Annotated in this window: 17 protein-coding genes; 12 read left to right on the top strand and 5 right to left on the bottom strand. The window is 58.2% G+C overall.

Going from position 1 to position 13,538, the window contains the following annotated elements; all coding sequences use genetic code 11:
- Nucleotides 1–47 precede the first annotated feature (47 nt).
- The 10 genes from cyoE (at nucleotide 48) to ACR0AU_RS16025 (ending at nucleotide 9,011) form a co-directional block, all read left to right on the top strand.
- A complete protein-coding gene (cyoE, locus tag ACR0AU_RS16070; RefSeq protein ID WP_480795940.1) occupies nucleotides 48–1,004 on the top strand; it encodes a heme o synthase in 957 nt (318 codons plus the stop codon).
- The gene (locus ACR0AU_RS16065; RefSeq protein WP_010441671.1) at nucleotides 1,001–1,162 is read left to right on the top strand and encodes a hypothetical protein; all 162 of its coding nucleotides are present in this window, start codon (nucleotides 1,001–1,003) and stop codon (nucleotides 1,160–1,162) included. The genes cyoE and ACR0AU_RS16065 overlap by 4 nt, the downstream gene beginning before the upstream one ends.
- Nucleotides 1,162–1,737 carry a cytochrome c oxidase assembly protein gene (locus tag ACR0AU_RS16060; RefSeq protein ID WP_170404304.1) on the top strand — a complete coding sequence of 192 codons (576 nt, stop codon included), beginning with the start codon at nucleotides 1,162–1,164 and terminating at the stop codon, nucleotides 1,735–1,737. Before ACR0AU_RS16065 ends, ACR0AU_RS16060 begins: the two co-directional genes overlap by 1 nt.
- 22 nt (nucleotides 1,738–1,759) lie before the next feature.
- Nucleotides 1,760–2,575: a cytochrome c oxidase subunit 3 gene (locus ACR0AU_RS16055; RefSeq protein WP_170511428.1), complete on the top strand. Its 816-nt coding sequence runs from the start codon at nucleotides 1,760–1,762 to the stop codon at nucleotides 2,573–2,575.
- A gap of 156 nt (nucleotides 2,576–2,731) precedes the next feature.
- On the top strand, nucleotides 2,732–3,409 hold the full coding sequence (locus ACR0AU_RS16050; protein ID WP_170733259.1) for an SURF1 family protein: 678 nt from the start codon (nucleotides 2,732–2,734) through the stop codon (nucleotides 3,407–3,409).
- Complete coding sequence (thrC, locus tag ACR0AU_RS16045; protein WP_170397312.1) at nucleotides 3,406–4,794, top strand: threonine synthase; 1,389 nt, start codon at nucleotides 3,406–3,408, stop codon at nucleotides 4,792–4,794. Before ACR0AU_RS16050 ends, thrC begins: the two co-directional genes overlap by 4 nt.
- Nucleotides 4,791–6,053 (top strand): M16 family metallopeptidase, encoded by a 1,263-nt coding sequence (locus ACR0AU_RS16040; protein ID WP_170397310.1) that lies wholly within the window; start codon nucleotides 4,791–4,793, stop codon nucleotides 6,051–6,053. The genes thrC and ACR0AU_RS16040 overlap by 4 nt, the downstream gene beginning before the upstream one ends.
- A complete protein-coding gene (locus tag ACR0AU_RS16035; RefSeq protein WP_170397308.1) occupies nucleotides 6,053–6,637 on the top strand; it encodes a GNAT family N-acetyltransferase in 585 nt (194 codons plus the stop codon). The genes ACR0AU_RS16040 and ACR0AU_RS16035 overlap by 1 nt, the downstream gene beginning before the upstream one ends.
- Before the next feature lie 128 nt (nucleotides 6,638–6,765).
- On the top strand, nucleotides 6,766–7,557 hold the full coding sequence (locus tag ACR0AU_RS16030; RefSeq protein ID WP_480776495.1) for an MBL fold metallo-hydrolase: 792 nt from the start codon (nucleotides 6,766–6,768) through the stop codon (nucleotides 7,555–7,557).
- A gap of 38 nt (nucleotides 7,558–7,595) precedes the next feature.
- On the top strand, nucleotides 7,596–9,011 hold the full coding sequence (locus ACR0AU_RS16025) for an FAD-binding oxidoreductase (RefSeq protein ID WP_480795939.1): 1,416 nt from the start codon (nucleotides 7,596–7,598) through the stop codon (nucleotides 9,009–9,011).
- Nucleotides 9,012–9,047: 36 nt separating this feature from the next.
- Here ACR0AU_RS16025 and ACR0AU_RS16020 read toward each other — a convergent pair whose 3' ends face one another.
- The 3 genes from ACR0AU_RS16020 to ACR0AU_RS16010 form a co-directional block, all read right to left on the bottom strand.
- Complete coding sequence (locus tag ACR0AU_RS16020) at nucleotides 9,048–9,530, bottom strand: fasciclin domain-containing protein (RefSeq protein WP_170424274.1); 483 nt, start codon at nucleotides 9,528–9,530, stop codon at nucleotides 9,048–9,050.
- A gap of 171 nt (nucleotides 9,531–9,701) precedes the next feature.
- The gene (locus tag ACR0AU_RS16015; protein WP_010441681.1) at nucleotides 9,702–10,241 is read right to left on the bottom strand and encodes an adenine phosphoribosyltransferase; all 540 of its coding nucleotides are present in this window, start codon (nucleotides 10,239–10,241) and stop codon (nucleotides 9,702–9,704) included.
- A gap of 82 nt (nucleotides 10,242–10,323) precedes the next feature.
- Nucleotides 10,324–10,458, bottom strand: a complete 135-nt coding sequence (locus ACR0AU_RS16010) for a hypothetical protein (protein WP_255612018.1) — start codon at nucleotides 10,456–10,458, stop codon at nucleotides 10,324–10,326.
- A gap of 107 nt (nucleotides 10,459–10,565) precedes the next feature.
- On the opposite strand from ACR0AU_RS16010, the gene ACR0AU_RS16005 reads away from it, so the two are divergent.
- The gene (locus tag ACR0AU_RS16005) at nucleotides 10,566–10,739 is read left to right on the top strand and encodes a hypothetical protein (protein ID WP_170397300.1); all 174 of its coding nucleotides are present in this window, start codon (nucleotides 10,566–10,568) and stop codon (nucleotides 10,737–10,739) included.
- A gap of 2 nt (nucleotides 10,740–10,741) precedes the next feature.
- Here the strand turns inward: ACR0AU_RS16005 and ACR0AU_RS16000 are convergent, their stop codons facing one another.
- A complete protein-coding gene (locus ACR0AU_RS16000; RefSeq protein ID WP_170397298.1) occupies nucleotides 10,742–11,371 on the bottom strand; it encodes a LysE family translocator in 630 nt (209 codons plus the stop codon).
- A gap of 284 nt (nucleotides 11,372–11,655) precedes the next feature.
- Between ACR0AU_RS16000 and ACR0AU_RS15995 the strand changes: the two genes are divergently transcribed.
- Complete coding sequence (locus ACR0AU_RS15995; RefSeq protein WP_170733253.1) at nucleotides 11,656–12,513, top strand: alpha/beta hydrolase; 858 nt, start codon at nucleotides 11,656–11,658, stop codon at nucleotides 12,511–12,513.
- A gap of 2 nt (nucleotides 12,514–12,515) precedes the next feature.
- On the opposite strand, the gene ACR0AU_RS15990 is transcribed toward ACR0AU_RS15995, so the two are convergent.
- Nucleotides 12,516–13,388 carry an S-methyl-5'-thioadenosine phosphorylase gene (locus ACR0AU_RS15990; protein WP_480795938.1) on the bottom strand — a complete coding sequence of 291 codons (873 nt, stop codon included), beginning with the start codon at nucleotides 13,386–13,388 and terminating at the stop codon, nucleotides 12,516–12,518.
- Nucleotides 13,389–13,538 lie beyond the last annotated feature (150 nt).

Here is a 13,538-nt window from a genome sequence, read left to right as displayed (position 1 = left end):
CGGGCTGCGCGGAAATCGCGCAGCTTTTGCCCCGAAAAGGACCGGATATGAGCGACGCAAGCTTCAATGCCAGCACCGTCTCTGCGCAGACCCGCGCGGACGAGGCCAGCTTTGGTGATTATTTCGCCCTGCTGAAGCCGCGCGTGATGTCGCTGGTCGTATTCACGGCTTTGGTCGGACTACTTGCGGCTCCTGTTCCGATACATCCGTTTGTTGGCTTCTGCGCCATCCTGTTCATCGCTATTGGTGGCGGTGCATCCGGCGCGCTGAACATGTGGTGGGACGCGGATATCGACCGCGTGATGAAGCGCACCAAAGGCCGTCCAATCCCCTCTGGCAAAGTTGAAGAAGGCGAGGCATTGGCGCTGGGTCTGGCTCTGTCTGGCCTGTCCGTGATTATGCTGGGTTTGGCAACCAACTGGTTTGCAGGGGCGTTTCTGGGCTTCACTATTTTCTTCTATGTTGTCGTCTACACGATGTGGCTTAAACGCTCGACGCCTCAGAACATCGTCATTGGTGGTGCCGCGGGGGCGTTCCCGCCGGTCATCGGATGGGTCGCGGCCACTGGCTCGATGACGCTCGAACCGTGGTTGATGTTTGCCCTGACATTCATGTGGACACCTCCGCATTTCTGGGCGTTGGCCTTGTTCATGCGCTCGGACTATGACGATGCCGGGGTGCCGATGTTGACCGTCACCCATGGTCGACGCGCGACGCGCTGGCATATTCTGGTTTATACCGCGTTGCTGGCGTTGCTGGCGGTGGGGACTGCGTTCTCGGATATCGGAGGCCCGATTTATCTAGTTGTTGCGCTGGTTCTGAATGGCTTGTTTCTGCGGGGGGCCTGGCAGATTTCTCGTCGAAACGAAGACGATTCGGAGGCCGACAACTTCAAGGTCGAACGCAGTTTCTTCAAACTGTCGCTGCTGTACCTGTTTCTGCATTTTGGCGCGATTCTGGCCGAAGCGCTGCTGAAACCCTATGGGCTGGGGGGCTGGTCATGAGCTTGCGTAAAAGCCACGAACTGCATCAGCGCCGGTTCAGCCGCAACCTGGGCGTGGGCCTGACACTGGCCGCGTTCATCGTGATCATCTTTGGTCTGACGATCGTGAAGGTCTCGGGCACTGATTTCAATATGGCACCACAGGAGGTGCAGAACTGATGGCGCTGACCGGTCCTCAAAAAACCGTTGCACAAACGGTTGGCGTGGTTGTCCTGATGGGCAGCCTCGCTTGGGCAGCTGTGCCTTTTTATGACTGGTTCTGCCGGGTCACCGGGTTTGGTGGGACCACCGGCGTGGCCGAAGTTGCTCCTGACGAGATTCTGGACCGCACCATCACCGTGCGCTTTGACGCCTCAAAAGCCAAAGACATGGCCTGGGAATTCAAGCCGGTCGAGCGCGAGATGGAAGTCCGCATTGGTGAGACTGGCCTGGCCTTCTATGAAGCCTATAATCCAACCGACCGCCCGATTGCGGGACAAGCATCATACAATGTCGCCCCGTATTCGGCCGGCGGATATTTCCAGAAAATTGCCTGTTTCTGCTTTGAAGAGCAGGTTCTGCAACCCGGAGAGCGGGTTGAGATGCCGGTTACTTTCTTCGTCGACCCGGAAATGGTCGAAGATCTGGAAGCCAAGTATGTGCATACGATCACTCTGTCGTATACATTCTACGAAATTGACCTGCCAGAGGGCTTTGCCGCCCTTGACGTGCAGGCTGAGACAAACAAGAACTAACGCCTGTAGGTGAGGGACGCTGATGGCACACGCAAAAGACCATGATTATCACATTCTGAACCCGTCGATCTGGCCATTGATCGGCGCGGTATCTGGCTTTGTGATGTTGTTCGGGGCTGTTCTGTGGATGCACGGGATTACGCCGTGGATCTTCTGGATGGGCCTGATCGGCGTTCTGTACACCATGTTCGCATGGTGGTCCGAAGTGGTGGTTGAAAGCCGTCAGGGTGACCATACGCCGGTTGTGCGTATCGGTCTGCGTTATGGCTTCATTCTCTTCGTGATGTCCGAGGTGATGTTCTTCTTCGCCTGGTTCTGGTCGTTCTTCAAACATCGCATGTATCCGATGTACGACTATGCCGGTACTGAATACATCCAGCCGGATATCCACGCCGTTGATCCGTTCCACCTGCCACTGATCAACACTTTGGTCCTGTTGCTGTCAGGTTGTGCGATTACTTGGGCCCACCACGCGCTTGTTCATGACAATGACCGCAAGGCGCTGATCAATGGTCTGGCCATTGGTATCGTTCTGGGCATCGCCTTTACTGCGCTTCAGGCGTTTGAATACTATGAGTTACTGGCCCATGAGGGTTGGGAGTTCGGTGGCGATCAGTTCTATTCGAACTTCTTCATGGCAACCGGTTTCCACGGCGCGCATGTGATTATCGGCACCATCTTCCTGTCGGTCTGTCTGATCCGCGCCCTGAAGGGGGACTTTACGCCCGAGAAACACGTCGGTTTCGAGGCTGCCGCATGGTATTGGCACTTCGTTGACGTCGTCTGGCTGTTCCTGTTTTTCGCCGTCTACATCTGGGGTCAGGCCCCGCTGATGTAACACCACGCAGGTGATCCAATTGCAAAAGCCGCCCCACGGGGCGGCTTTTTCTCAATCAGGGGCGCAAGATTGCGCCCGATACAATTACATGGTTGCACTTCGGTTCACGTGCCCCTTAACAAGGCGCCGGTTCCCGCAATAAGGTCTGATCCCACCATGCGCAGCTTTCTGTTTCTGCTGATCTTCGGTCTTGCCGGTCTGGGCCTGCTGCTGTCGCTGGGCATTTGGCAATTGCAGCGGCTGACCTGGAAACAGGAGGTGCTGGCCGAGATCGAAAGCCGCATCGCTGCCGATCCTGTCGCCTTGCCAGAGCAAGTCTCCGAGGATGTGGACAAATACCTTCCGGTGACGGTCGCAGGCGAGATCGAACCGGGCGAGATCCACGTTTTGGTTTCGGTCAAGCAGGTGGGGCCGGGGTATCGGATCATCCAGTCCTTTGCCACCGACAACCGGACTATTCTGGTGGATCGCGGTTTTGTGCCGACCACAGCCAAGCAGGCTGATCGACTGACTGGCCCGATGGAAATCACCGGCAACCTGCACTGGCCCGATGAAGTCGATGGCTACACGCCTGACGCAGATATTGACGGCAACATCTGGTTCGCCCGCGATGTGCCCAATCTGGCTGCCGTGCTGGGGGCTGAGCCTGTGTTGCTGATTGCCCGCTCGGAAACCGATCCGAATGTAACGCCAATGCCGGTGGATACGGCGGGCATCCCCAACGATCATTTGCAATATGCAATCATCTGGTTTGGTCTTGCTCTGGTCTGGGCCGCAATGACCGGATACTTCCTGTGGCGCAGCCGTGCCAATTCCGAAAGTGACGCGACATGAAATACATCTCGACCCGCGGGCAGGCGCCCGAACTGACCTTTGAAGAGGCGATGCTGACCGGACTGGCCCGTGATGGTGGTCTGTACTTGCCCGCTGAAATTCCGGTGATGTCGCAGGACGAAATTGCTGCGTTGGCTGGCCTGTCCTACGAAGAAATCGCATTCCGCGTGATGTGGCCCTATGTGAGTGGCTCGTTCTCCGATGATGAGTTCAAAAAGATCATTGCGCGCGCTTATGAGGGCTTCGGCCATGACGCCCGCGCGCCCTTGAAGCAGCTGAACGAGAACCATTTTCTACTGGAGCTGTTTCACGGACCCACACTGGCTTTCAAAGACTTCGCCATGCAGCTAATCGGCCAGCTGTTCCAGGTCGCGCTCAAACGGCGCGAAGATCGCGTGACCATTGTCGGCGCGACGAGCGGTGACACCGGTTCAGCCGCAATCGAAGCGTTCCGTGGGCTGGATGCGGTGGATGTGTTCATCCTGTTCCCACATGGCCGTGTTTCAGAAGTGCAGCGCCGTCAGATGACTACGCCTGCAGACAGTAATGTGCACGCTTTGGCGGTAGACGGCGATTTCGATGACTGTCAGGCCGCGCTCAAAGACATGTTCAACGACTTTGATTTCCGCGACGGTGTGAAACTTGCAGGCGTCAATTCGATCAACTTCGCCCGCGTGTTGGCACAGATCGTTTACTATTTCTCCGCCGCCGTCAGCCTCGGCGCGCCACATCGCAAGGTCAGCTTCACCGTGCCGACAGGGAATTTCGGCGATATCTTCGCAGGCTATCTGGCCAAACGCATGGGGCTGCCCATCGATCGTCTGGTGGTGGCGACGAACCAGAACGATATTCTGCATCGCTGTCTCTCGGGCGAGGGATATTTCAAGGGCGATACAATCCCCTCAATCAGCCCTTCAATGGATATTCAGGTTAGCTCGAACTTTGAGCGCGCACTGTACTACGCCTATGGCGAAGATGGCGGCGCAGTCGCTCAATTGATGGACGAACTCAAGAGCGGAGGTTTCAATGTCAGCCAAGGCGCGATGGAGGCTCTGCGAGAAAGCTTTGACTCGGGCCGCGTTTCTGAGGACGAGACGCTTGAGACGATAAGGCGCACGATGGTCCACAGCGCCGAGTTGGTTTGTCCGCACACCGCCGTTGGGATCAAAGTGGCTGAAGACCACCGCGCTGCCGATGTGCCCATGATCACGCTCGCAACCGCGCATCCCGCGAAGTTCCCGGCAGCCGTCGAGAAGGCAAGCGGCGAACATCCGCCTCTTCCATCCCGCATGTCTGATCTGTATGAACGTCCGGAACGGGTGACCCGCGTTGCGAACGATCTGGGTGCCCTTGAGGATCATATCAGAAGGCATATTGCTGAGTGACAGTCAGACAGGACCAACTGAAGAACGGATTTCGTGTCGTCAGTGAACATATGCCGGGGCTGCAATCTGCGGCCATCGGCATCTGGGTAACCGCCGGTGGGCGGCACGAGCGGATCGAGCAGAACGGTATCGCGCATTTCCTTGAGCATATGGCGTTCAAGGGAACCCAGCGGCGTTCTGCGCTGCAAATTGCCGAAGCGATCGAGGATGTGGGCGGGTACATCAACGCCTATACCTCGCGCGAAGTTACGGCCTATTATGCACGCGTATTGAAGGACGATGTGGCGCTGGCCATGGATGTCATCGGCGACATCGTCCTGAACCCGGTGTTCGACCCGCGCGAGATCGAGGTCGAGCGCGGCGTGATCCTGCAGGAAATCGGTCAGGCCTATGACACACCTGACGATGTGATCTTTGACTGGCTGCAAGAGCAGAGCTATCACGACCAGCCCCTTGGCCGCACCATTCTGGGCCCGACCGAGCGCGTCAGTGCGTTTTCCCGTGAGGACTTGTCGGGTTTTGTGGCTGAGCACTATGGGCCGGAACAGATGATCCTGTCTGCAGCTGGAGCTGTGGACCACGATGCGCTGATGAAACTGGCCGAAGAGATGTTCGGCCACCTGCAGCCGCGCAAGGGTCTGATCCCCGACGCTGCGCGGTTCACTGGTGGTGAGGCGCGGCAGGAGAAAGAACTGGAGCAGGCGCATTTCGCGCTGGCGCTGGAAAGTCCGGGCTATCGCGATGATGCGATCTATACGGCCCAGATTTACTCGACCGCTCTGGGTGGAGGCATGTCCTCGCGCCTGTTTCAGGAAGTGCGCGAGACGCGCGGGCTTTGCTATACGATCTTTGCTCAGACCGGTGCTTATGCGGATACCGGTACGACAACGATTTACGCAGGCACCTCGGCCGATCAGGTGGGCGAATTGGCGACGATTACCATCGACGAGATGAAGCGCGCTGCCGAAGACATGAGCGCAGAAGAGGTTGCCCGCGCGCGGGCCCAGATGAAGGCCGGGATGCTGATGGGGCTGGAAAGCCCGTCGAACCGGGCCGAACGGCTGGCGCGGCTGGTGCAGATCTGGGGACGTGTGCCCTCGCTTGAGGACACCGTGGCCAAGATCGATGCGGTCAGCACCGAGGACGTGCGTGCTTTTGCCGAAGACATGGCAGTCAAAGCCCCTGCAGCGCTGGCGCTATATGGGCCGGTCTCGGGCGCACCGACGCTGGTGGATCTGCAGGAGAGGCGTGCGGCGTGATGCTGTTAGGCAGACGCAAGCTAAAACTCGAAACCGAGCGCTTGACGCTGCGCCCGCCCATGCATTCCGACTTCAACGACTGGACCGCCTTGCGGCGTGCTTCAAAGGACTATCTGGTGCCGTGGGAGCCGGTTTGGGCCAAGGACCATCTGAGCCGCAAGTCGTTTACCAACCGGGTCTATTGGGCCCAGCGCTCAGTCGCGAGTGGAACGGCGATACCTCTGTTCCTGTTTCGTCGCACAGACAATATTCTGCTGGGGGCGATCACGTTGGACAATGTTCGCCGTGGTCCGGCGCAGGCTGGCACCTTGGGCTATTGGACCGGGCAGGCCTTTGCGCGTCAGGGGTTCATGCGCGAAGCAATTGGCGCCGTTGTTCATCACGCCTTCACCCGTCTGGATTTAAGCCGGATCGAGGCCGCGTGTTTGCCTGAGAACAAGGCCTCTCGCGGTCTGCTGGAAAGCTCAGGCTTCAAATACGAAGGCGTGGCGCAGTCTTATCTGCAGATCAATGGGCGCTGGCGAACACATGTTCTGTATGCCAGCTTAAGGTCCGATCGTCGGGGCAAGACTGAGGCAGGCTAGAGGGCTCTGCCGCCAGGCATGGCAAGCCTCCTATCATGGAGATATCCGTGGCCAGATCAACAAGGGCATGACTTGTTCGCCCATTGCGCTACACTTGCGCTATGTGGCGGTTTGTTGCGGGACTGATGATGATTGCAGGCGGGGCTGTGGCGCAGGAGCGGCGGCCTAGTCACTGTATCGCCATCGCAGATGCGGCACCGGGGATTGAATATCTTCACAAAGCGGCGTGGCAGGATCCCGTGCCCGAGTTTTCGGTTCGTATCAGCTATGTCGCGCATGCATCGTTTCTGATCCAGACACAGGGCGGGCTGAACGCGGTGACCGATTTCACCGGTTTTATCGGCGGCGCTGCGCTAATTCCTGACGTGGTCACAATGAACCATGCGCACAGCACCCACTGGACTGCCCATCCCGATCCGGCCATCCCGTATGTCTTGCCGGGCTGGGGCGAGTTCGGCGAAGGCATCAAGCACCATCTTGATCTGGGTGAGATGCTGATTCGCAATGTGTCGACCGATATCCGTTCGGCCTATGGCGGTATTGAAGATCGCGGAAACTCGATCTTTGTGTTCGAGGTCGAAGGGTTGTGCATCGGCCATCTGGGGCATCTGCATCACATTCCGTCGGATGAACAATTCGCTGCACTGGGTCGGCTGGATGTGGTCATGGCGGCGGTGGACGGAGGCACCACGATGCCCTTGCCCGAGATGGTTCAGGTTCTGAAACGCCTCAAAAGCTCGGTCATTATCCCGATGCATTGGTTCTCGGACTTTTCGCTTGAGCGGTTTTTGGTGGATATTCGGGATGAATTCCCGGTTGAACGGGATGGGGTGTCCGAGATTGTCGTCTCGTTGCGCACGCTGCCCGACAGGCCGACGGTTGTGGTGCTGGAGCCTCAGTACCTGATTGAGCTGGAATAGGGCTTGTCGCGGCCCGTGGCCTTTGGCAGGGAAGAGCCATGAAACTGAACCCTGCAGACAGCCGCCTTGCCGAAGCAATCAGAGCCCGATTGGGTGCTGACGTCTTGCGCCAGATTGCAGATCGTTACCTTGAAGAGCCGCGTCAGCGGTTCGTCGGGCAGCCCGGTTTGCTTGCATTGCCGCGCACCGTGGAAGATGTGTCGGCTTTGGTGCAATTGGCCGCAGACGCTCGGGTGCCTGTTGTCCCTTATGGCGGCGGCACCGGTCTGGTAGGAGGGCAGGTTGTTCCGGATGGTCCTGTCCCTTTGATCGTTTCCCTGGAACGGATGACGGCGATACGGGCGACTTACCCCACCGAGAACATACTTGTGGCCGAGGCCGGTGCCATTCTGGCCGACGTCCAGACTGCCGCTGAAGACGCGGACCGTCTATTTCCCCTGTCGCTGGCTGCGCAGGGTTCTTGCCGGATTGGCGGCAATCTGGCCACCAATGCGGGTGGCGTGAATGTGCTGCGCTATGGCAATGCGCGCGATCTGTGCCTGGGGCTTGAGGTGGTATTGCCCAGTGGTGAGATCTGGCATGGGCTTAGCCGGTTGCGTAAGGACAACACCGGTTATGACCTGCGTAACCTGATGATCGGGTCCGAAGGGACACTTGGCATAATTACGGCGGCGGCGTTGAAGCTGTTCCCGCGACCCAGGGGCGTTGGAACCGCAATGTTTCAGGTCTCCTCACCCGAGGCTGCCATTGATCTGTTGTCAGTGGCGCGGGATCAAGTGGGGGAAGCGGTCAGTACGTTTGAGTTGATCCATGGGCAGGGACTCAAATTCCTGACCGAGGTTTTGCCCGACGTGCGGCAACCCTTTGCGGCAACACCAGAATGGAGTGTGTTGATCGAGCTGGGCTTGTCGGTCGGCCAAGACCCTTCGGACATGCTTGAGGCGATTTATGTCGCCGCTGATGAGCGCGATCTGGTCCGCGATGCGGTCATCGCGCAGAGCGAAGCACAGCGGTCAGATCTCTGGGCCGTGCGCGAGCGCATCCCCGAGGCCAACCGGCTGATCGGATCAGTTTCCAGCCATGATATCTCGGTCCCGATTTCCCGCATTCCAGAGTTCATTCGGCGCGGCGCGGATGTGGTGGCCGGGCAGGGGCCGTTTCGCGTGAACTGCTTTGGACATCTGGGCGACGGTAATCTGCACTATAACGTGTTTCCACCCGCCGGGCAGGATAAGGCGGAGTTTGTCGCACAGCGGGGCGCGGTCAAACGCGCGGTACATGATCTGGTTCATGAATTTGGTGGATCGGTCAGCGCCGAACACGGTGTCGGTCGGCTCAAGACAGATGATCTGGAACGCTATGGCGATCCGGTCAAGTTGCAGGCCATGAGGGCGATCAAAACAGCGCTTGATCCTCAGGGGATTATGAACCCCGGGGCGGTTCTGGCCCAATAGCCGCGCCCCGGACGTATACCGGGGCGCTGCGGTTCTTTACGAAGCGGGCAGAATGACCTTGTCGATCACATGGATCACGCCGTTCTCGGCTTCGATATCGGCTTGCACAACGTTAGCATCATTCACCATGACGCCATTGTCGAGATCGATGGTGATATCTCCGCCCTGCACGGTGGCGGCGGTCATGTCATCGGACAGATCACCCGACATCACTTTGCCCGGGACAACGTGATAGGTCAGCACTGCGACCAACTGGTCCTTGTTTTCGGGCTTCAGCAGATTTTCGACCGTGCCCTCGGGCAGCGCTGCAAAAGCCTCATCCGTTGGGGCGAAAACGGTGAACGGCCCTTCGCCTTTCAGCGTTTCAACCAGTTCGGCGGCCTGAACGGCAGCGACGAGCGTTTCAAAACTGCCCGCGCCCACCGCAGTATCAACGATATCCTTGGCGTGCCCATCTGCCAAAGCAGAGGTGGTCAACAGAAGACTGGCAACTCCAGCAACAGCGAATTTGCGCAACATGACATGATTTCCCTTGTTGAGAATGCCTTAGGTGGCATCATTCGGGGTACGCAGTCAGGTCGCGACAAGATCACAGAATCCAGAGGCAACTGTTTCTTGAATGTAACCCCAATCGCGCTAAGCCTGCGGCGCACGCGATTTCCAGTCACGAGTTTGTGAAGTTTGTGGAGATCAGAGCCCTTCGAACTCGCACAGAACGTGCACGTCCATGCCCAAATCTTCCAGCGCTTTGCGACCACCCAATTCGGGCAGATCGATGATGAACGCGCATGAGATGATCTCGCCGCCCAGCCGTTCGATCAGCTTGATCCCCGCGGCGGCGGTGCCTCCGGTAGCCAGAAGATCATCAACGACCAGGATCTTCTCACCCGGTTGGATGGCGTCATCGTGAATTTCGACGATCGCCTCGCCATATTCCAGCTTGTAGTCTTGGCTGATCGTGGTGCCGGGCAGTTTGCCCTTTTTGCGGATCGGCACGAATCCAACGCTCAGCTGGTGGGCAATCGCACCGCCCAGAATAAAGCCGCGCGCCTCAAGGCCCACAACCTTGTCGATTCGCTCACCGGCGTAAGGGTGCAACATCTGGTCGATTGCCATGCGGAACCCACGCGGGTCGGCAAACAGGGTGGTGACATCGCGGAACATGATCCCCTCATGCGGGAAATCGACGATGGTCCGAATGTAATCCTTGACCGTTTTGTTTCTGGACATGGGCCACCCCTTTGGCATCAAACACGCGCGGGGTATTTCGCCCATAAGGTGCGGTCATGCAAGAAAACTCTGGCCCCTGCGGCTACTTGCTGCGGCCGCGCATGGCGTTAGGCAGACCGTAGTAGCGATACAGCGCGTTCGGAAGCCAGGACAAGTGCGGCTTGCGCCAGTTGCGTTGATCCCGAAGAAGAATGGCTTGCGCGACATGAAGGTTCATTGCTTTAATCTCACTTTTGCTGTTATGTGCGCGATATCTACATTTTATATTCTATGTATATACAATGCATCGCACTTAGAATCAAGGGCAGGACGGGGACTGGACGTGTGACCAAGAAAGATGGAAAGAAATCTACCAAGAAAAACAGTCAGTTGGTTTTGCGCCTCGACAAGGATGAGCGCGATGCATTCGTCGAGCTGTGCAGGGATCTGGACACCTCTGCCGCCCGCGAAATCCGCCGGTTTATCCGGGGGTTCATGAAGGAAAACGCTGAAAACTGAAATCACGCCGGGCGGCGCAGAACCGCTGTGGCGATGCCCATTCCGATCAGGGTCAACCCTCCGAACCGGGTCATGGTCGTGATGACATTCGCGCGTCCGATCATCCGGCGCAGCTTGTCCGCCAGCAGCGCGTAGGCCAGCGCGTTCAACCCCGCGAGACCCACAAATGTTGCGATCAGGATCGCGAATTGCGGACCCAAAGGCTCGGCTGGACGCAAGAATTGCGGTACGAAAGCGATGAAGAAGGCAATGGACTTCGGGTTCAGCGCGGTGACTGCAGCGGCATGGCCAAAAACACTGCGGGCGGTCACGTCACGTTCGGTTTCAATTGCTTGCAGCCCGCCCGACGGCGCGCTGCGCAGGAGTTTGACACCCAGCCAGACCAGATAGGCTGCCCCAACCCATTTCAGCACGGTAAACAGTGTGGCAGAGGCCAGCACCAGCGCCCCCAGCCCCAGCAGCGACGCGGTCATCGCCACCAAATCCCCCAATGCGACCCCAGTGGCCGAGGCAACCGCCACACTGCGTCCTTTCGACAGCGCATAGCTAAGCACCAGCAACACGGTCGGGCCTGGGATCAGTAGCAGCGCGGTCGAAGCGGCCACAAAGGCCAGCCAGATTTCAATGGACATGGAGTATCCTATTAAAGTGTTTCCCACACCAAGCCTTGGCGCGACGTATTGGTCAAGGCTTTGCGGGCGCATTCTCGTGGTGAAACACCGACTCCAACGGGTTGGCGTTCGGATTTGCGAAGCCGGGGTCGCCTAAATACCGAGGACATGGGGCAGGGAATTCAGGCGTGCAATGCGATCTGGGATTGCCGCAACAGGTTTAAGATTGGATGAAGCTTGGCTTATGCATCTTGAAACGCCTCCAATGTACCCCACTCTCGCAATGCGACCCAAAGGAGGGAGCCATGGTTCAAACCCAACACGCTGAGGCCGATACCGGCCGCGCCAGATCCGGTGTCGAGCGCCTCAAAAGCATCTTGGTAGGACTGCTGTTGGCCGCGGCGATCTTGTATGCGGGCGTCCTCGGATACATGTTTTTCAACCAGCAATCTCTGCTGTACAAACCCGAAGGTACGTTACCGGATCCGGCTTCGGTGGGGTTGGCGGATGTTGATGCGCTATCGCTGACAATGGCTGATGGTACTGCCCTGACGGTCTGGGCAGCACCCGCTGCAATCCCGGATGCACCGACCGTCCTATTCTTCCACGGCCAAAGCGGCAATCTGGGGGACCGTGCTGAACGGCTGCGCGAAATCCTAAACTCGGGCTACGGGCTGCTTGCCCCCAGCTATCGCGGCTTTCCGGGCAGCGAAGGCGAGCCCTCGGAACTGGCGCTGATCTCTGATGGAGTTCAGCTCTATGACAGGCTGGCGGGTCAGGGCAAAGCTGTGGTGCTGCACGGTCAGAGCCTCGGCACCGGCATTGCCGCCGCTGTTGCTGCCGAGCGTCCCGATGCAGAACTTCTGGTGCTTGAGGCCCCGTTCACTGCAACCGTTGATGTCGCGGCGGAACGCTATCCTTTCCTGCCGGTCTCAGCCTTGATGAGGGATCAGTTCGCCACACGTGATCTTATCGAACAGATCTCGGTGCCGACGTTGATTTTTCACGGCACCGAGGATGAAACTATTCCACTGCATCACGGAAAAGCTCTGGCCGAGATGTCCGATACCGCGCAGATTTACGTGATCCCCGACGGCACCCACAACGATTTGTGGTCGCGTGGCCTATGGGACGAGGTGCAAAAGAAACTGTCGCAGTACTGAGTTTATAACACCCGCCCAGCCACAGCATCCAGCTTGGCCAACAATTCCGGATCGCGCTTTTCAGGCGCGGTCAGGATGGCATACTCCAGCGCCCGGTCGCAGCCATGCGGGCAGGGCGCACGGTCGGTCCCCAGCATAGCGGGCAGACCTTTGACCAATGCCCGGCCTTTTTCCGCATTACCGGTCAGCGTGGCGATGATGGCGGCCACGTCGACTTCACCGTGATCAGGGTGCCAGCTGTCATAGTCGGTGACCATGGCAATTGAGGCATAACAAAGCTCGGCCTCGCGGGCGAGTTTCGCTTCGGGCATGTTGGTCATGCCGATCACGTCGCACCCCCATTGTTCGCGATATAATTTGGATTCCGCCAATGACGAGAATTGCGGTCCTTCCATCGCCAGATAGGTTCCACCTCGGTGGATGGTGATGCCAGCCGTCTTGCCAGCAGTCTCACAAGCGTCCGACAGGCGCGGGCAGGTCGGATGCGCAACACTGACATGGGCGACGCAGCCAGTCCCGAAAAAGCTCTTTTCACGGGCAAATGTTCGATCGATGAACTGATCCACGATCACGAAATCACCCGGCGCCATATGTTCGCGGAACGACCCGCAGGCCGAGACCGAGATCACATCCGTTACGCCAAGCCGTTTCAACGCGTCGATATTGGCGCGATAGGGCACCTCGGTCGGCGAGTGCACATGTCCGCGACCGTGACGCGGCAAGAAGGCCATTTCGACCCCATCCAGCGACCCGGTCAGGATCTGATCCGACGGATCGCCCCATCGCGTTTCTACTGTGACCCACTCGGCATTCTCTAGACCATCGATGTCATAAATGCCCGATCCTCCAATGACGGCGATTTTTGTTTGGGTCACGAGTGCTCTCCATTGAAAATTCCTGCTGTGTGAGTTCTGCGGGCCACAGCTTCATTTGACAAGTGGGTTCAACGGTTTGTGTGCGCTTGGGTCAAGCTATGCGCACGGCGCATATCAGGGTCCCGCCTGGCGCGGTATCTCAAGACCGGT

The organism is Ruegeria sp. CG1 (genome assembly GCF_056537265.1).
The sequence above is the reverse complement of the archived record's forward strand: the minus strand, read 5'-3'. Positions and strand labels throughout refer to the sequence as shown.